Genomic DNA, 18,738 nt, shown 5'->3' with positions numbered 1-18,738 from the left:
CCCAGTCCCGGTTTGGCTCAGCCCAGCCGGGGCTGAATCGTCTCGATGAACAGCTGCTGTCGCTGATCCCCCGTCAGATGGCACGCGGCTGCGCGCCCCGGGGCGAGCAGCGGCCGCTCGCTGGAGCAACGGCCTCCGGACACGTTCTCGGTGAACGCGCACCGCGGGTGGAAGGCGCAGCCCGAGGGCGGGTTGAGCAGCGAGGGCGGCGATCCGGGGATCGGCACCAGCGGCTCGTCGACATCGGAGGTGAGCCGCGGCATCGACCCCAGCAGGCCCCAGGTGTACGGGTGCTGAGGCGACTTGAGCACCTCGCGGACCGTGCCCCGCTCGACCGCCCGGCCCGCGTACATCACCAGGATGTCGTCGGCCATGTTGGCGACCACGCCGAGGTCGTGGGTGATCATGATGATCGCGGAGCCGAACTCCTGCTGGAGGTCCTTGAGCAGGTCGAGGATCTGCGCCTGCACCGTCACGTCGAGCGCCGTGGTGGGCTCGTCGGCGATGAGCAGGTCCGGGTCACAGGCGAGCGCCATGGCGATCATGGCGCGCTGGCGCATACCGCCGGAGAACTGGTGCGGGTAGTCGTCGACCCGCTGCTGCGGGTGCGGGATGCCGACCTTCTCCAGCAGATCGATGGCGCGCACCCGGGCGTCCCGCTTGGAGGCCCCGGTGTGCTTCATGAACGGCTCGCCGATCTGCCGGCCGACCGTGTAGTACGGCGACAGCGCGGTCAGCGCGTCCTGGAAGATCATCGCCATCTTCTTGCCGCGCAGCGACTCGAGCTGCTTCTCGCCGGCGTCGGTCAGCTCCTGGCCGTCCAGCGTGATCGAGCCGTCGATGGCGGTGTTCTTGCGGTTGTGCAGGCCGAGTACGGCCAGGTTGGTCACCGACTTGCCGGAGCCGGACTCACCGACGATGCCGAGGGTCTTGCCGCGCTCCAGGTCGAAGGAGAGCCCGTCCACCGCCTTGACGACGCCGTCCTCGGTGGAGAAGTGGACCTTGAGGTCACGTACCGAGAGGAAGGCCCGCTCCGCGGCGGTGGCCGCGGCCTCTTCGGGCTTGGTCTGAGTGGTCACGGTGGTTCTCCTAGGACAGCCGCACGCGCGGGTCGATGACGGCGTACAGGGCGTCCACGATCAGGTTGAAGACGATGATGAGCGCGGCGCTGACCAGCATGACGCCCATCAGCATGGGCAGGTCCTTGTCACGGACCGATTCCAACGCGAGTCGGCCGAGCCCGGCCAGACCGAACGTCATCTCGGTTACCATGCCGCCCGCCAGCAGGGAGGACAGGTCGATGCCGAGGATGGTGACGATGGGGATGAGCGAGCCCCGCCAGGCGTAGCGGAAGAACACGAAGTTGGCGGACATGCCCTTGGCACGGGCCGCCTTCACGTGTTCTTCCTGTAGTTGCTCGATCATCGACGAGCGGCTCATACGGGTGTAGTTGGCGGTGAAGATGGTCGCCATGACGACCCAGGGGATCAACAGGCCCATGAACCAGCCGCCGAGGTCCTCGGAGAACGGCACGTACTTCGGCTTCTCGAGCCAGCCGGTGCTGTAGACAAGGGCGAGCAGGACCAGCGGGCCGAGGAAGTAGATCTGCATCGAGCTGATGACCAGCGAACCCGAGCTGAACACCTTGTCGATCCAGGTACCACGGTACTTGGCGGCGAGCAGACCGGCGCCGAGGCCGAGCGTGAGGAAGACCAGCAGGCTGCCGAGGGTCAGCGAGATGGTCAGCGGGAAGCGGTCGAGGATCGTGTCCCAGACGTTCTGGTTGTTGGCGAAGGAGACACCGAAGCAGGGGGCGTCGCAGTGGCCGACGGCGAAGTCCCGGCCCGCGAAGATGCCGACGAGGAAGTTCCAGTACTGCACCGGGACGGGCGCGTCGAGGCCGAGGTTCTTGTGGATGATCGCCAACGCGTCCGGAGTGCAGTTCTTGCCACAGGCCAGCAGGGCCGGGTCCTGCGGGATGGCGAAGAACATGAAGAACGTGAACGCGCTGATCAACAGCAGGATCAGCGCCGCGCCGAAGGTCCGGCGAACGAGGAATTGAAGCATGGCAGGCAGCTGCTCTCAGGACGGCGGCAGTCGATGGTGAGGTCTGGAAGATCCGGGCCCCGGTGGTGGGCGCTCCGCCACGCGCCCACCACCGGTCTCCCGACGAACCGGGGTTACTTCTTGAGGAAGACCCGGGTGACGTCCACGTAGCTCGAGTCGGAGCTGTAGCGGATGCCGCCGATGTTCGAACCGAAGATCTGGAAGACCTTGGTGTAGTAGATCGGGGCGGCCGGGTTGACCTTCTCGGTGATGTACTTGTTCAGCGCGTCCCAGGCCTTGGTGGCCTCAGCGGTGTCCGTGATCTTCACGATGCGCGCGATCTCGGAGTTCACGTGCGGGTCGTTGATGTGCGAGTAGTTCGACGCGCCGTCCTGGATCGTGGTGCCGTCGTACAGGGGCGGGAAGACGGTGGCCGCGGACGGCCAGTCCTGACCCCAACCGGTCATGTACAGGTCGTAGCCGTTCTTGACCTTGCCGACCTGCTCGTACCAGGTGGCGGAGTCGATCTCCTTCTTCTGGATGTCGAGGCCGATCTTCTCCAGCGCGTCGGCGATCAGAACGGCCTGCTGCTGACGGACCGGGGTGTTGCCGTAGGCGTAGACGAGCTTCTTGCCCTTGAAGCCGCCTTCCTCGATCAGCTTCTTGGCGGCCTCGATGTCACCGTTGGGCTTCTTGGCCCGGTTGAACGGGTCGTACTTCTCGTCGTAGCCCGGAGTGGTGGGCGACATCAGGGAATTGGCCGCCTCGCCGCCGTACGCGCCACCGTCGGCCTTGAAGACCGACGTGGCCGGCAGTGCCAGGGTGATGGCGTCGCGGAGCTTCTTGTCCTTGACGCGGTCCAGGTTGAAGTTGAGCTGCCACACGTAGGGCGCGTAGCCCTGGATGGTGCGCTTCATGGCGGCCTTGTCGCTCACCACGTTCTGCAGCTGGGTGGTGGCGACCTGGCCCGTGAACATCATCGTGTTCTTGGCGTCACCCTGGTCGGCGAGGAGGGTCTTGGTCTGGTCCTCGTCGTCGTGGTTCATCTCGATGTTGAAGCCGTCGACGTACTGGTGACGCACCGAGTCGGACTTCGGGTCCCACTGGTCGTTCTTGACGAGCTTCATCGACTTGCCCGGCTTGAAGTCGGCGATCTTGTACGGGCCGGTCGCGACGGGGGCGTTGTCGTACTTCTCCTTGGTGTCCGTCTCCTCCGGGACGACGCTGTAACCGGGCATGGTCAGCATCTGCGGAAGGTCGGGCTGCGCGTCCTTGAAGTGGAAGACGACCGTCTTGTCGTCCGGCGTCTCCAGGACGTTGTCCGGCAGGTGCTTGCCCTTGTCCGGACCCGCGTAGGCCTTGCGGTAAGTGGTGCCGGCACCGGACAGCCACTGCTGGAGGTAGGTCGGGCCGTCGGTGATGTACGACGCGTACAGGCGCTCGACCGAGTGGCGGATGTCCGCCGAGTTGATCGGGTTGCCGTTCTGGTCCTTCAGGCCGGACTTCAGGGTGTACGTCCAGGTCTTGCCGCCGTCGGAGACCTTGCCGGCGTCGGTGGCGAGGTCGCCCACGACGGTCAGGTTGCCCTGGTCGTCCTCGGAGTACTGGGTCAGACCGCGGAAGATGAGGCGGCTGAGCAGCTTGCCGTCCGAGACGTAGATCTGGCCCGGGTCCAGGTGCGAGAAGTCCGCCTCCTGGTAGACGTTCGCGGTGCCGCCCGCCTTGGCACCGGGAACCTCGGGAGCGGGGCCGGTGGACGCCTTGGCATCGCCGATCTGCACCGGCTTGGACTGCGCCTTGGCGTCCTCCTTCTTCTTGCTGTTGTCCTGGGCCGCGTTGTCGCTGCCGCCGCCGCATGCGGTCAGGGTCAGGGCGCCGGCTGCCACCGCGACAAGCGCGGCCGTCGTGGTGCGGTTACGGAAGATGCTCATGGAGTTGAATCCACCTGCCTGTGAGTAGTGAGCATTGCTGGTAGCTGGCCGGAGCCGGGCCGTGGGGACCGAGGCCGACGTGGGCAAGAGGGTGTGGCCTGCCCGTGCGTGGGGGGGCCTCAGCGACCGGTCTTGGGATCGAAGGCGTCCCGGACCGAGTCACCGAGGAGGTTGAAGGCCACGACGAAGACCACCATGGCCACGCCGGGGAAGAGCATGTAGTACGGGTCCTGCTCGACGATGTCGGCGCCGATGGCGAACATCCGCCCCCAGTCCGGGGTGGGTTCGACGTAGCCCACTCCCACGAAGGAGAGGAAGGCGATGCTCAGGATGGTGCTGGGCAGCGTGAGCGTGGCCTGCACCAGCGTCGGGGTGACGATGTTGGGCATCAGTTCCTTGCGGATGATCCGCCAGGGCGAGGCCCCGGAGATTCGCGCCGCCTCGATGAACTCCCGGTCGCGCAGCGACATGGCGGCGGCCCGGACGATACGCGCCATGCTCATCCAACCCAGGAAGGACAGGACGATGATGATCGCGGAGGTGCGCACATATGTGGGCGTCTCCTCGTCGGGGGCGACGAAGACCGTGGTGATGACCGGCATCGCGGCGACGAAGAAGAGCTGGTTGGGCAGGGCCATGAAGAAGTCGGTGATACGGCCGAGCCAGTAGTCGGTCTTCCCACCGAAGTAGCCGCCGGCGAGGCCGATCAGCACACCCAGCACGGTCATCAGCACCGTCGCGGCCAGCGCCGTGAACATCGAAGTCCGCATGCCGTACAGCAACTGCGTGAAGACGTCCCGGCCGAGGCGCGGCTCGATACCGAACCAGAACTCCCCGTTCATGCCACCGGCGGGCCCCGCCGGCATGGTGAACATGTCCAGGAGTTCCGGCCGCTCCTGCCCGTAGAGGGTGTACGGGTCCTTGCCGTACACCTTGGAGATCAGCGGCGCCGCTGCCGCGATCACAAAGAAGAACAGGACGACGACGGCGGAGACCACACCGGTTCGGTCGCGCTTGAAGCGGCCCCACATCAACTGCCCGGGGCTGCGTCCCTCAAGCTTTTTCGACTCCTTGGCGTCGCTCTGGGGCGCGCTCTCCTTGTCCACGAGGGAAGGGGTTTCAGCACCCTCGAGCTCGATTGGACTCGTCATGATTCGTCCGTTTCACAGATGTTGGAGGTCGTCTGCACTGCACGGTGCCCGACGGCCTTCGCACGGCGTACATCTTTCGCAGCGTGCGAGGAGAACAACAACGGCTGGGGGTGAACCCCCTGAGGAACCCTGGCTCGCGATCGGAACCGACCGCCGACGGAACGTACCGTCAGGGAAGTTCGCGACGCCTGGCCGCGGTCACAACCGCCGCAACGGGACTCCACGCACCCGCGGGGCCTACATCTGCCATCCGGGACGACGTGACCCATATGGCGCTTGTGGCACCTCGCATGGGTTCCTCCTCATGAATCCGCTGGTTCACTGCAAAGGGGGCAGCACGCGACACGTCCGGGCCCGTCTCCGGTGCCCAGGTTCGCCAGGTGCCCCCACGCTCGCGAGTCGGCGCCCCGTCAGCGCACGACCCGTTTCTTCCGAGCTCTACGCGCCTAACTATCTGCTATCGGCCAGGGGACGAACCACACTCTCGAGGTCTCGGTTCGATCACAGATAGGGGCTAGGTCTTCCAAAACCCGGACAAAGGGTTTGGTGAGAGATCACTGCGAAACGGACTTGTTACACATCTATCGGGGGGAGGTGTCCGTTTACCGGACGTTCTTCGCCGGAAAAACGGTTGCCTGTCGCGCACTCTCGGTGCAGGGTGCCCTGCCGGGCTGTGTCGCGCGCAACACGCTTGACGGAACCGTCGAAGGACCGTCAGGCGAGTCGCTTCCGGGCAGGTTAATAGGAGTCGACCCGCTCAACGGCCTCTCACAACAGATTCAAGGGTTTTCCCTACGCTCCCTCGGGCACGCCCCGCGGTCCGCCGCGCCCCCTCTCGCGCAAAACGGCACCGGGCACCCCGCTGGCGGGGTACCCGGTGCCGTCCTGGGCGTCGTTCAGCCGCGTGCGGCGCGTCCTCAGCCGTGCTTGGCGCGGCTCGCGGCGCGGGCGCGCTCGCGGGCGTCCAGGTTCACCTTCCGGATGCGAACGGCCTCCGGGGTGACCTCCACGCACTCGTCGTCACGGCAGAACTCGAGGGACTGCTCCAGCGACAGCTTGCGCGGCGGGACGATCGACTCGGCCACATCGGCCGTGGACGACCGCATGTTGGTGAGCTTCTTCTCCTTGGTGATGTTGACGTCCATGTCGTCGGAGCGCGAGTTCTCGCCGACGATCATGCCCTCGTACACCTCGGTGCCGGGCTCGGTGAACAGCACGCCGCGCTCCTGGAGGTTCGTCATCGCGAACGCGGTGACGGCACCGGAGCGGTCGGCGACCAGCGAGCCGTTGTTACGGGTCTGGAGCGCGCCGAACCACGGCTCGTGGCCCTCGTGGATGGAGTGGGCGATGCCGGTGCCGCGCGTCTGGGTCAGGAACTCGGTCCGGAACCCGATGAGACCGCGGGAGGGCACGACGAACTCCATCCGCACCCAACCCGAGCCGTGGTTGGACATGTTGTCCATACGACCCTTGCGGACACCCATCAGCTGCGTGACGGCGCCCATGTGCTCCTCGGGCACGTCGATGGTCATGCGCTCGACGGGCTCGTAGACCTTGCCGTCGACGTCCTTGGTGACGACCTGCGGCTTGCCGATGGTCAGCTCGAAGCCCTCGCGGCGCATCTGCTCGACCAGGATGGCCAGCGCCAGCTCACCACGGCCCTGCACCTCCCAGGCGTCGGGACGCTCCGTCTCGATGACCCGGAGGCTGACGTTACCGATCAGCTCACGGTCGAGCCGGTCCTTCACCTGGCGGGCGGTGACCTTGCGGTCCTTGACCGCCGCCTTGGCGTCGGCGCCCTTGCCGGTGCCGCCGCGGCCGACCAGCGGGGAGGTGTTGGTGCCGATGGTCATGGAGATCGCGGGCTCGTCGACCGTGATCAGCGGCAGCGGCACCGGGTTCTCGGTGTCGGCGAGCGTCTCGCCGATCATGATGTCCGGGATACCGGCGACGGCACAGATGTCACCGGGGCCCGCCTTCTCGGCCGGCTTGCGCGTCAGCGCCTCGGTCATCATCAGCTCGGAGATCCGCACGTTGCTGACGGACCCGTCGCGCTTCATCCACGCGACCGTCTGGCCCTTCTTCAGCTCGCCCTGGTGGACGCGGAGCAGGGCGATACGGCCGAGGAAGTTGTCGGCGTCGAGGTTCGTCACATGCGCCTGGAGCGGGGCGGCCTCGTCGTAGGTCGGGGCCGGGATGTGCTCGAGGATGGTCGAGAAGAACGGCTCCAGGCTGGTGGAGTCGCCCGGTACGGTCCCGTCCTCGGGCTTGGTGAGCGACGCGACGCCGTCACGGCCGCACGCGTAGACGATCGGGAACTCGATCTGCTCCTCGTCGGCGTCCAGGTCGAGGAAGAGGTCGTAGGTCTCGTTGACGACCTCGTCGATCCGCGAGTCCGGCCGGTCCGTCTTGTTGATGCACAGGATGATCGGCAGGCGCTGCTGGAGCGCCTTGCGCAGCACGAAGCGGGTCTGCGGGAGCGGGCCCTCGGAGGCGTCGACGAGCAGCACGACGCCGTCGACCATGGACAGACCGCGCTCCACCTCACCACCGAAGTCGGCGTGGCCGGGGGTGTCGATGATGTTGATGGTGATGACGTCCCCCCCGTCCTTGGGGTGGTACTTCACCGCCGTGTTCTTGGCGAGGATCGTGATGCCCTTCTCACGCTCCAGGTCGTTCGAGTCCATCATGCGGTCGTCGACGCCTTCGAGCTGGTGGGCGGCGAAGGCACCGGCCTGCTTCAGCATTCCGTCGACGATGGTGGTCTTGCCGTGGTCGACGTGGGCGACGATGGCGACGTTGCGGATGTCGTGGCGCGTGGCCATATTGCGGCGTACTCCCGGAGTGTGAGGACGGCTCTCGCGTAGGTCTGTGTTACGCGGGCCCTGCCGGGCTGAACGTGCCACGGCCTTAACCCATGGTACGGGGCCGCTGCCACTGGGGCTTGGCGGGATACGTCGGTGCAGGTCAGGGGGTTTTCGCCCCCGCCGCCCCTACCCTGGCCGTCCTTCTGGGGCTCCAGCCCGTGGAACTTCTTGGGTGTGGGTGCTCATGCATGCTGCTGGCATGCCCTACACCAGCGCAAACACCACGACCGCTTCCGTTGGAAGCCGCGAAACGTCTGAGTGGCTGCACCTGATGGCGCTGCGCGTGGAAGGGACGCCCGAACGCCACACCCGCACGGCTACATGGCATTCCCGCTGCTGGCGCCGCGCACGATGCCCGCAGTGTCGAGGAAGTCGACCGTCGTCGGGAGGGCGCGTGATTTACGTACTGCCGGCGTCTGCGCCGCCTTTGGTAGGACCCGGCAGCACCCAGGGCTCCCAGGGAGGCATAGTGCCGGCCAACCCCCTGCGTGGTGGGCGCGAGGCTGGTCGACGTGCCCAGGCTCCGCAGGCAGCGGCAAGCCCCGACAGAGGAAGCCTGGGAGCGCACGGCGCCATGGTCCGGCCGTACGTGCTAGCACATGAGGCAGAGCGGCGAACGGCCGCACAGGCGAGGCACCCCCTTAGGCAGGGCCCTGGGTGAGCCCCTGGGAGGCTGCCCGATGAGCATCCCGCAGACGCTAACGACTCGCACCTACCGCTTGCATTCCTCGCACTCACGGAAGTACGAGGAATGCAAGCGCGTGACCAAGGCCAACGAAGGGTGCAAAAGTGGGCGGGAGTTGTGGGGCACCTATCGCCTCGCATGCGTCGGAACGAACGCGGGCGAGGGTAAGTGATCTCCTGCCCATGACCATTGAAGTCTACCGGGTGAATCCGCTTACCGGCGTCCGTACCCGCGTCTGGAAAGGAGCGCGGTAAATCCGCCAAGGTGCCCACGCCGGGCCAGGAGTACCTGCCGTGCATCTGCGCCACTTTGGCGAGTGGACCGAGGTCAGGGTGTGGCCTCGGCTGCACGAAGTCCCCTTTACCCTAGGTGAAAGCGCGAGGTTAGGCGGGGAGTCTCCTGACGGGAGTTGGCAGCCACACATACGAGAAGAGCCAGTACCTGACATAAGGTCAGATACTGGCTCCTCCTCACGGAATGTTGGGGCACTGTTTTCCGCGACTGGAGTGCGGCGAGGAGTGGGCGCCTACGCCTAGCGGAGAGAGTACTTGATTATCCAAGTCATCTTCTTCCTGTCGGCAGGTCGCTTGCCGCATTTCAGGGTCGTCGCATTTACGGCTTGAAGGGCTCCACACTTGACGTTCGTGATGGGGGTCTTGGCGCCGTTGTCCAAAGACGCGAACTGCCAAACACCGTCAACCTCATTGCACGGCTTCAGGCTTACGGGCTTATCTTTTCCCTTCTGGGCCATGCACAGAGTCCCCCACTCTCCGCCGGGACTGTCGCTGAAGTTTACGTACTGGAAACTCCCGTAGTTTTGCCACTGAAACGCGTTCTTCTTCTTGCAAGTGCCCAGCGTGAGATTCTTGTTCCGGCCATGGCCTTGGACGCACTTGCCGTTGGACTGGTTCACGATGTACCAGCGGCCGCCATCATCGGCCCGCGCGGTCGACGCGGGCCCAGTAATGGTCACACCGATAGCGAGCGCCGACGTGGCCATTCCGGCGATGATTCTGGTCTTACTCAAGGCATCCCCCGATGCTCTTTTGTGAGGGGTGGAAACTTCATGCGAGCTCCATACTGCCGATAAGCCCCATGAGAGTCACGGGCCTTGAGATACATTTGAGCTCCAACGGCGCACCGGAGCGGCGAATCGTAGTGCCGGGTACTACATCGCTGTGGAGGGTGATCAGGGCGGTGGCCGCGCGGAGCGTGGCGAGGGCCGGCACGGTCAGCCGGATCGGCGGAAGGCGACCCTTCACGCTGTCACCTGTGCTTTTCCCTCGTCTGCCGGGTCCAGGCCGACGGGCTGCCCAGGGAGATCGGCTGCGGCGGGTTCCGGGTCGGGGTGGCGGGCCCGCTGGATGGTCTGGAAGGCCAGAGCGAGCATCGCGCAGGTGACGTGCCGGTGCCAGGAGGTCCAGCGGCGGAGGCGCGTTCGTTGTTCTCCTCGATCTTCCAGCGGCCCCCGGCGCTCACGATCGCCTCGGTGTGACCGGGCTGGTCGCGGGGGCGCGGATGAGGAAGTACGCGTACTCGTAGTCGACGCGGCCGCCGGCCAGTGGCTTTCTTGTCGGTGCTGCGGCGTATCAGCAGCCGGTCGGCGAAGCCGTCGGCCTGCATCTGGCCGGGCAGGAAGACCTCGAACCAGGTCCAGCCGTAGGTGCGCTGTCCCTTGGAGTCCTCGCCCTGGCTGCGGCGCTTCCACTTCTCGCGCACCGTGGCGTAGTGCAGCAGGCCACCGGCCGCGGCGACCTTCGGGAGGCACGGCTTGCCCGGCGGACCGGTCAGCGGCAGGGTGACCGGCACCGCGAGCACGTAGCAGATCTTCCCGCTCGTGGAGCCAGGACATGAGAGCAAGGTCCTTGCCGTAGTCCGCGTCTGCGGCCACCCAGGAAAACGGCAGGGGGCCGGCCTCTGCGCCGGTCAGCATGGCGATGCCCAGCTGCGGCTTGGTGGCGAAGGCGCCGGAGTCGGGCACCCCGCCGGCCGCCCGGCACCTTTCACGGTCGCGTGTCCATGACCCCATCAGGTACAGGCGCCAGTCGAAGAAGGTGCGAACGCGCGCGGCGGCATAGGTGAGCATCACCATGACCTGGCAGTTTGCGGACGTCGCCGGTCGCCCCGCAGTGCTGGGTGGGGCAGTAATCGCCAGGGTTCCTCTGCATGAATCACCGGCGGAGTCATCGCCGCTGTCGCTGCCCTCTGGGAGGGATTGACCCTGGTCACGGTTCCTCAACAGTGGTGCAGCCCGAAACTGAGCTTGAAACCGTCGTTTCCGCAGGTCAGACGCTACCAACGCTTAAGAAGGTGCACGGCCCCTGGCCCCGTGCTCCTCAAACGCCGGAGGGGCTGACTCAGCCCGTCCGGCGTTTGAGGACGAGGCCCGAAGGGCCGATCAGGGGGGTCTGGGGGCGCAGCCCCCAGGGATGGGGCGGGTAGGGGCGGCGGGGGCGAGGAAGGTCAGTTGGTCGAGGCGGTCGCGGCCGGCTTGGGGCTCTTCTTCAGGAAGCCCATGTCCTCGTACACCGGCGTGCCGAATCCGAACGCCCCGGCGTTGGCGATGTTCGACCTCGTGGCCATCAGCTGAGGCCGCTGGAAGAGAGGGAGGGAACCGGCCGCCGCCCAGATCCGGGAGTCGGCCTTGCGGATCAGCGCCCGCGACTCGGACTCGTCCAACGTCGCAACCGCCTGATCGAACAGCTGATCCACCTGATCGGTCCCGACCCGCGTGTAGTTCTGCTCGACGTTCAACGACCCATCCGCGGCCGGCACCGGCTTGGCGTAGATCGGCCGCGCGTCAGTGGCGGGATACGCGGACGCAGGCCAGGAGTACAGCGCGAGATCGTACTGTCCGGACGCGATGTGGTCCTTGAAGTAACTCTCGTCCGACACCTTCATGATCTCGGTACGGATCCCTACCCGCTCCAACATCACCCCGATCCGGTCCGCCACCGTCCGCAACGTCTGCGACCCCTCCCCCTCCGGCACCACGAACCGCAAGGTCAACGCCTTGCCGTCCTTGGCCAACGGCCGAGCCGCCGCCCCCGCCGGCGCGGGCGTGCCCTGCGGCGCGTAAGCCCCGGGCGCCCCACCCTGCTGCACCTGCTTGGTGCCGTACTGCTTGCCGTCCTGAGCGAGGCTCCGCGCCTCGTCGTGATCGGCGTCCTCCCCCTTGTGGCCGTCGTGCCGGTGCGCCTTGTTGTCCTCCCCGACGATGTACGTCCCGTCGCCATCGGAGTCGGACTCGGATCCGGGCTTGGACTTGGACTCGGATCCGGACTTGGACTGGGGCTTCGACTCGGAGTCCTTCTCCGTCTTGTGGGCCTTGTCGGCCTTGTCGGCCTTTTCCGCTCTCTCGGCCCTCTCCGCCTTGTCAGCCCTCTCGGCCTTCTTCCCCTCACTCCCCGCGGCCTTCTCCCCCTTGCTCCCCGCCGCCTCCTCCCCCTTCTTCTTCTCTTCCTTCACCGGCCCACCCGGCACCCACCCCGCATCCGCGAGCAGCGCCTGCGCCTCCGCCGTGTCCTGCTCGCCGATCGCGCCGCTGTTGTCGGCGTACGCCGCCTGCCCGGACAGGGCGAGATGGCTGCCGACCGGCTTGGCGGGCAGGCCAAGCGGGGAGAGGACCAGCTTCGCCAGTTCCTCCCGGTCGATGGCGCGGGCCACGGCCCGTCGGATCCGCTCGTCGGCGAGCACGCTGTCGCCGCCGTTGAGGGCCAGCTGGGTGTACGCCGGCTCCAGGGACTTCCGTACCTCGAAGCCCTGGAACTTCGCCCGGTCCTGCCGCTGCTTCGCGGTGAGGGTGCGCCGGTCGGGACCCATCAGCGGCGTACCGGAGGGGCTGGCGGTCGCGGCCCGCGGCGGCGCGGCGAGCGCGATGCGCCGGGCCGCGGCCGAGTCGATCTCGGCGATGTCGAGATCGCCGGCGGCCAGGGCGGCGGCCCGCTGGTCGCGCGGTACGGCGCGCAGCACGATCTCGTGCAGCTTGGCCGGCTCCCCCCACCAGCGGGGGTTGCGGGTGAGCGTGACGTCGCCGCCCTTGCGGTCGATCTTCTGCACGGTGAACGGCCCGGCGGTGACCTTGAGCCCGCGCCGCGCCCCGTCGTTGAAGGAGTCCGGCGTGCCCATGACCTCCTTCGGGTACAGCGGCGAGAACAGCGACCGCCAGTCGGCGTACGGCCGCCCGAAGGTGACCCGCACCTCCAGGTCGTTGGCACCGCGCTCGATCTTCTCGATGCGGTCGTACCCGGCGTTGCGGGCGGTCCAGTAGGCGCTGTCCCTGCCGGACAGGGCCCGCCACTGGGCGGCGAAGTCGGCGGCGCCGATCTCCCGGCCGTCGCTCCAGACGGCCTGCTGGTTGAGCTTGTACAGCACGACCTGCTTGGGCTCGGTCTTGACGATCTTCGCGGACTCCAGGTACTCCGGGTTGCGCTCCGGCCGCCCGTTCCCATCGAGCCGGAACATCGAGGGCAGCGTGGCCTGCGCGATCCGGGTCGTGGCCGCGTCGGCGTCCGACTGGAAGGTGTTCAGCGTCTCCGGCACGGCGTCGACGGCCCACCGCAGCGTGCCGCCGTCGCGCAGCTGGGCCCGGGCGGCCGTGGCGATGTCCTGCCCGGCCAGCGGCTTTCCGGCCGGATCCGGGTCGCTGCACCCGGAGAGGGCGGGAAGCGCGAGCGCGCCCGCGACGAGGAAGGTGGCCGAGCGCAGGACCGCGCTGCGGCCGGGCCTGGGTCCGACGCTGAGTCCGACGCTGGGTCCGATGCCGACGTGGGACATCTCAGGTACCTCCGGGGAGCGGCTCCCGCCGGTGACAATAAGTGCGTTCTGATCGTATTTGGCGGTATTTTGGAGTTGATCAGATCTAAGGCACCCCACTGAAGAGGAAAGGGTTCGCCCGGCGGAGACGACACGGCGGCAGGGACGTGCAAGGCCACCCGTGCGGAGCAATGCGCTCCGCACCACGCACGCCTCGCCACCTTTCGGCCCCCCGGCGTGCACAGAGCGCATGCGGGCGTGCAATGGAGGCGTGCAATCCGCCAATCGCTGCACATCCCTTCACAGCGACAGGTGTGACGCGCAACACTCGCAGGCGCATGAACGTTGCCACCCAGGGCCGTAGGGCCCACGGAAGTGAGGTCACGTCATGTCCGTGCAAGACGACCTGACAGCTGTCCAGCGCTGCCTCGACGACCTGGCCCGGTCCGTGGGCCGGCTGGAGAAGCAGCTGGGCACCGGTGGAATCGAGATGCGCCGCGTCCGCACCGACGCCAACCATCTCCGCGAGAGCGTCGCGCTGCTGCGGGACTCCGCCGCGTCCCCCGCCACCCAGCGCAAACCGGAGCTCGTCACCATCCCCGACACGCCGTACGACGACTCTCTGTGGATCGACACGGATGACGAGGGTCTCGGCGCCCGGGACCGCCGCGCCCCCTAGAACCCCGCAGTCCCCCTGACCCGACCGGAGTCATCCATTGGCCACTGGTACGGAACCCCATCTGAACAGCGGCGGCGTACGCACCGGTACGCGCGCCGCGATCTCCGCCCCGCACCTGCGGACCGACCGCTGGTGGCTGGCCCCCGCCGCCACCGCGGCCGGTCTGCTCGCGTTCATCGTGTACTCCACCTGGCGGGCCTTCGCAGGCGCGGACTACTACGCGGCGCCGTACGTCTCCCCGTTCTACTCGCCCTGTCTGGCGGAGAACTGCGAGCCGATGCGCGCCGGGCCGAACTGGGAGCTCTTCGGGAGCTGGTGGGGCATCTCCCCCGCGATCATCATCCTGATCTTCCCGCTCGGCTTCCGGCTGACCTGCTACTACTACCGCAAGGCCTACTACCGGGGCTTCTGGATGTCGCCCCCGGCCTGCGCGGTGGCGGAGCCGCACAAGAAGTACTCCGGCGAGACCCGCTTCCCGCTGATCCTGCAGAACATCCACCGGTACTTCTTCTACGCCGCGATCCTGGTCGCCGGGATCCTGACGTACGACACGGTGCTCGCCTTCCGCGACGAGAACTACGAGTGGGGCCACATGGGCCTCGGCACGCTCGTCTTCCTCGCCAACATCGTGCTGATCTGGGCGTACACCCTCTCCTGTCACTCCTGCCGGCACATCGTCGGCGGCAAGCTCAAGCACTTCTCCAAACACCCGGTGCGCTACCGGATGTGGCAGTGGATCGGGAAGCTCAACGCCCGCCACATGCAGCTCGCCTGGGCGTCGCTGGTGAGCGTGGCGCTCGCCGACTTCTACGTCTATCTCGTCGCGTCCGGGGTCTTCGACGATCCGCGCTTCTTCTAGATTGGGTGGGGACTGAACACATGTCCGTGGTCGAACGGCAGGAGTGGGACGTCGTCGTGGTCGGCGCCGGGGGCGCGGGCCTGCGTGCGGCGATCGAGGCGCGCGAGCGGGGCGCCCGTACGGCGGTGATCTGCAAGTCGCTGTTCGGCAAGGCGCACACCGTGATGGCCGAGGGCGGCATCGCGGCGGCCATGGCCAACGCCAACGAGCACGACAACTGGCAGGTCCACTTCCGCGACACCATGCGCGGCGGCAAGTTCCTCAACCAGTGGCGGATGGCCGAGCTGCACGCGCGGGAAGCGCCGGAGCGGGTGTGGGAGCTGGAGACCTGGGGGGCCCTCTTCGACCGGACGAAGGACGGCCGTATCTCCCAGCGCAACTTCGGCGGCCACGAGTACCCGCGCCTCGCGCACGTCGGCGACCGCACCGGCCTGGAACTGATCCGCACGCTCCAGCAGAAGATCGTGTCCTTGCAACAGGAGGACAAGAAGGAGACCGGGGACTACGAGTCCCGGCTGAAGATCTACCAGGAGTGCACGGTCACCCGGATCCTGAAGGACGGGAGCCGGGTCTCCGGGGTCTTCGCCTACGAGCGCGAGACCGGCCGTTTCTTCGTCCTGGACGCCCCCGCCGTGGTGATCGCGACGGGCGGAATCGGCAAGTCCTTCAAGGTGACGTCGAACTCGTGGGAGTACACGGGCGACGGCCACGCGCTGGCGCTGCTCGCCGGGGCTCCCCTGCTCAACATGGAGTTCGTGCAGTTCCATCCGACGGGCATGGTCTGGCCGCCGTCGGTGAAGGGGATCCTGGTCACGGAGTCGGTGCGCGGCGACGGAGGAGTGCTGCGCAACTCCGAGGGCAAGCGGTTCATGTTCGACTACATCCCCGACGTCTTCAAGGAGAAGTACGCCCAGTCGGAGGAGGAGGGCGACCGCTGGTACGAGGACCCGGACAACAACCGGCGTCCGCCCGAGCTGCTCCCGCGGGACGAGGTGGCGCGGGCCATCAACGCCGAGGTGAAGGCGGGCCGCGGCTCCCCGCACGGCGGGGTCTTCCTGGATGTGTCGACGCGTATGCCGGCCGAGGTGATCCGCCGCCGTCTGCCCTCCATGTACCACCAGTTCAAGGAGCTGGCGGACGTCGACATCACGGCGGAGGCGATGGAGGTCGGGCCGACCTGTCACTACGTCATGGGCGGCATCGCGGTCGAGTCCGACACGGCGGCGGCGCGCGGCGTGCCCGGCCTGTACGCGGCCGGCGAGGTCGCAGGCGGCATGCACGGCTCGAACCGGCTCGGCGGGAACTCGCTGTCCGACCTGCTGGTGTTCGGCCGCCGGGCCGGGTGGCACGCCGCCGAGTACGCGGCCGCGCAGGCCTTCCAGCGCCCCGAGGTCAGCGACCTGCAGGTCGACACGGCGGCGGCGGAGGCGCTGCGGCCGTTCTCGGCGGAGGGTCCGGCCGGGGGCGCGGACGACGGGCGTCCACCGGAGAACCCGTACACCCTCCACCAGGAGCTCCAGCAGACCATGAACGACCTCGTCGGCATCATCCGCCGCGAGGGCGAGATGGAGCAGGCGCTGGAGAAGCTGGCCGACCTGCGCGTACGGGCCCGCCGGGCCGGCGTCGAGGGCCACCGCCAGTTCAACCCCGGCTGGCACCTCGCGCTCGACCTGCGCAACATGCTGCTGGTCAGCGAGTGCGTGGCGCGGGCGGCGCTGGAGCGCACCGAGTCGCGCGGCGGGCACACCCGCGAGGACCATCCCGCGATGGACCGCAAGTGGCGCAACATCAACCTGCTGTGCCAACTGGCCGACCCGACGGGCGGTTTGGCGGCCACGGATCCCGAACGCGGCCAGATCACCCTGTTGCGCGAGACCACCGACCCCGTCCGCCAGGACCTGCTGGCCCTCTTCGACAAGGAAGAGCTGGTCAAGTACCTCCCCGAAGAGGAGCTCTACCAGTGAGCAGCTACGAGGCCCGTTTCAAGGTGTGGCGGGGCGATGTGCAGGGCGGCGGCCTGGAGGACTTCGAGGTCGAGGTGAACGACGGCGAGGTCGTCCTCGACATCATCCACCGCCTCCAGGCCACCCAGGCGCCCGACCTGGCCGTCCGCTGGAACTGCAAGGCCGGCAAGTGCGGTTCGTGCTCGGCGGAGATCAACGGCCGCCCCAGGCTGATGTGCATGACACGCATGTCGGTCTTCACCCGGGAGGAGACGATCACGGTGACGCCGCTGCGGGCGTTCCCGGTGGTCCGCGACCTCGTCACGGACGTCGGCTTCAACTACACGAAGGCCCGCGAGGTCCCCGCCTTCGTCCCGCCCGCCGAACTCGGCCCCGGCGAGTACCGCATGATGCAGGAGGACGTGGACCGCTCGCAGGAGTTCCGCAAGTGCATCGAGTGCTTCCTGTGCCAGGACACCTGCCACGTCGTCCGCGACCACGAGGAGAACAAACCGGCGTTCGCCGGCCCGCGCTTCCTGATGCGGGTCGCGGAACTGGACATGCACCCCCTGGACGCCGCTGCGGAGACCGGCCTGGACCGCAAGGCCACGGCCCAGGACGAACACGGCCTCGGCTACTGCAACATCACCAAGTGCTGCACGGAGGTCTGCCCCGAGGGCATCAAGATCACGGACAACGCGCTGATCCCCCTGAAGGAACGGGCGGTCGACCGCAAGTACGACCCGCTGGTGTGGCTCGGCAACAAGATCATGCGCCGGACGTCGTCGGGCTGAGTCCGCGGCCGACCAGCTCCAGTGCCCTGCGCAGGTTGTGCTCCGCGATGCCCCGCATGGCCTGCGGCTCGGGGAAGTCGCCGTCCAGCAGCCGCAGCGGGCCGGCCACCAGGGACAGCCGCATGGCCAGGCGGTAGAGACGCAGGCGGTCCTCGTCCAGGCCGGGGGCGCGCAGGACGTCGTAGGCCTCGTGGAAGCGCAGCTCCAGGAACACGTGCTCCCACTCCACGTCGCAGTACAGCAGGCCCTCGATGTCGATCAGCGCGGGCATCCCGTCGGCGTCCAGCAGGACGTGGTCCGGGCCGAGCTCGCCGTGGACGAGGGTGTGGCGGCCGCGGGGGCGGATCGCCGCGGACAGCGCGTGTACGGCCGTCTCCAGGTCCTCGCGCGCGTCCGCGATCCGTGCGTCCCGTACGGCGGTCCCGGCGATGTCCCGCAGCGCGCCCTCGGCGATGCGCTGCTCGCAGGAGAGGGGGGACGGGACGACGCCCTTGTCGACGAGGGCGACCGTGCCGAAGGCCGGCCCTTCGTGCGCGTGCAGGGTGGCGAGCTGCTCGGCCAGCCGCTCCAGGGCCGCGCGGCCCGCGACCGGGTCCCGCTCCATCGCCTCCTCCAGGCTCCCTCCCCGCAGGTCCTCGACGATCGCCGCGTCCGTCGGGAGGCGGGTGCGGGTGGCGTCGGCGTACAGGAGGCGGGGCGTGCGGACACCGGCCGCGGTCAGGCGGTCGTGCGCCACGGTGAACTGGTCGAGGCCGCCGCTTGCGTGGAAGGGGTCGCGAGGGTCGGCCGCATCGCCGGGCTGGTCGTCCCAGTAGTCCTCGTCCGGCGACCAGACGTAGGCGACGGCCGTCGTGTCGTCGTCGAAGGTCAGCCGGTAGACGCCCTTCTTGGAGCCGCCGCGCAGCCGGGTGACGCCGGCCAGGGTGCAGTGCGGGCCGGTGGCGGCCCGGGCGAGAGGGGCCAGGTCGTCGCGCGTGAGGTGCTTGCGGGTGGCGGTCACGGGGGTGGGCTCCTCGCTGGTCGACGGT

General features: G+C 67.9%; 13 protein-coding genes. 4 read left to right on the top strand and 9 right to left on the bottom strand.

From position 1 onward, the window contains the following. Nucleotides 1-17: 17 nt before the first annotated feature. The 8 genes from ACFZBP_RS32830 to ACFZBP_RS32795 all read right to left on the bottom strand — a co-directional run bounded on the left by ACFZBP_RS32830 (nt 18) and on the right by ACFZBP_RS32795 (nt 13,456). Nucleotides 18-1,079 carry an ABC transporter ATP-binding protein gene (locus ACFZBP_RS32830; RefSeq protein WP_383457806.1) on the bottom strand — a complete coding sequence of 354 codons (1,062 nt, stop codon included), beginning with the start codon at nt 1,077-1,079 and terminating at the stop codon, nt 18-20. Between the two features lie 10 nt (nt 1,080-1,089). Next, a complete protein-coding gene (locus ACFZBP_RS32825) occupies nt 1,090-2,067 on the bottom strand; it encodes an ABC transporter permease subunit (RefSeq protein WP_391418515.1) in 978 nt (325 codons plus the stop codon). A gap of 113 nt (nt 2,068-2,180) precedes the next feature. Then, nucleotides 2,181-3,977, bottom strand: coding sequence for an ABC transporter substrate-binding protein (locus ACFZBP_RS32820; protein ID WP_391418513.1), 1,797 nt, complete (start codon nt 3,975-3,977; stop codon nt 2,181-2,183). A gap of 119 nt (nt 3,978-4,096) precedes the next feature. After that, a complete protein-coding gene (locus ACFZBP_RS32815; protein ID WP_391418511.1) occupies nt 4,097-5,128 on the bottom strand; it encodes an ABC transporter permease subunit in 1,032 nt (343 codons plus the stop codon). A 917-nt stretch (nt 5,129-6,045) separates the two neighbouring features. Continuing rightward, nucleotides 6,046-7,953 carry a translational GTPase TypA gene (typA, locus tag ACFZBP_RS32810; protein WP_391418507.1) on the bottom strand — a complete coding sequence of 636 codons (1,908 nt, stop codon included), beginning with the start codon at nt 7,951-7,953 and terminating at the stop codon, nt 6,046-6,048. Between the two features lie 1,259 nt (nt 7,954-9,212). Then, nucleotides 9,213-9,707 carry a hypothetical protein gene (locus tag ACFZBP_RS32805; RefSeq protein WP_391418503.1) on the bottom strand — a complete coding sequence of 165 codons (495 nt, stop codon included), beginning with the start codon at nt 9,705-9,707 and terminating at the stop codon, nt 9,213-9,215. 231 nt (nt 9,708-9,938) lie between these two features. Then, the gene (locus ACFZBP_RS32800) at nt 9,939-10,766 is read right to left on the bottom strand and encodes a transposase (protein WP_391419080.1); all 828 of its coding nucleotides are present in this window, start codon (nt 10,764-10,766) and stop codon (nt 9,939-9,941) included. Between the two features lie 377 nt (nt 10,767-11,143). Further along, the gene (locus ACFZBP_RS32795; RefSeq protein ID WP_391418500.1) at nt 11,144-13,456 is read right to left on the bottom strand and encodes an ABC transporter substrate-binding protein; all 2,313 of its coding nucleotides are present in this window, start codon (nt 13,454-13,456) and stop codon (nt 11,144-11,146) included. Nucleotides 13,457-13,823: 367 nt separating this feature from the next. Between ACFZBP_RS32795 and ACFZBP_RS32790 the strand changes: the two genes are divergently transcribed. From ACFZBP_RS32790 to ACFZBP_RS32775, 4 genes are read left to right on the top strand one after another with little or no spacing between them, the layout of a single operon-like run. After that, a complete protein-coding gene (locus ACFZBP_RS32790; protein WP_383457828.1) occupies nt 13,824-14,114 on the top strand; it encodes a hypothetical protein in 291 nt (96 codons plus the stop codon). 37 nt (nt 14,115-14,151) lie between these two features. After that, nucleotides 14,152-14,973 carry a hypothetical protein gene (locus ACFZBP_RS32785; RefSeq protein ID WP_383457831.1) on the top strand — a complete coding sequence of 274 codons (822 nt, stop codon included), beginning with the start codon at nt 14,152-14,154 and terminating at the stop codon, nt 14,971-14,973. 20 nt (nt 14,974-14,993) lie between these two features. Next, nucleotides 14,994-16,937: a fumarate reductase/succinate dehydrogenase flavoprotein subunit gene (locus ACFZBP_RS32780; RefSeq protein ID WP_383457838.1), complete on the top strand. Its 1,944-nt coding sequence runs from the start codon at nt 14,994-14,996 to the stop codon at nt 16,935-16,937. Next, on the top strand, nt 16,934-17,710 hold the full coding sequence (locus ACFZBP_RS32775) for a succinate dehydrogenase/fumarate reductase iron-sulfur subunit (RefSeq protein ID WP_383457841.1): 777 nt from the start codon (nt 16,934-16,936) through the stop codon (nt 17,708-17,710). The genes ACFZBP_RS32780 and ACFZBP_RS32775 overlap by 4 nt, the downstream gene beginning before the upstream one ends. On the opposite strand, the gene ACFZBP_RS32770 is transcribed toward ACFZBP_RS32775, so the two are convergent. Continuing rightward, the gene (locus ACFZBP_RS32770) at nt 17,685-18,710 is read right to left on the bottom strand and encodes a phosphotransferase (protein ID WP_391418495.1); all 1,026 of its coding nucleotides are present in this window, start codon (nt 18,708-18,710) and stop codon (nt 17,685-17,687) included. The two genes, ACFZBP_RS32775 and ACFZBP_RS32770, sit on opposite strands and share 26 nt — an antisense overlap. Nucleotides 18,711-18,738: the final 28 nt, after the last annotated feature.

Source organism: Streptomyces sp. NPDC008086 (genome assembly GCF_042957325.1).
GTDB lineage: Bacteria > Actinomycetota > Actinomycetes > Streptomycetales > Streptomycetaceae > Streptomyces.
This window is presented reverse-complemented; position numbering and strand designations above follow the sequence as displayed.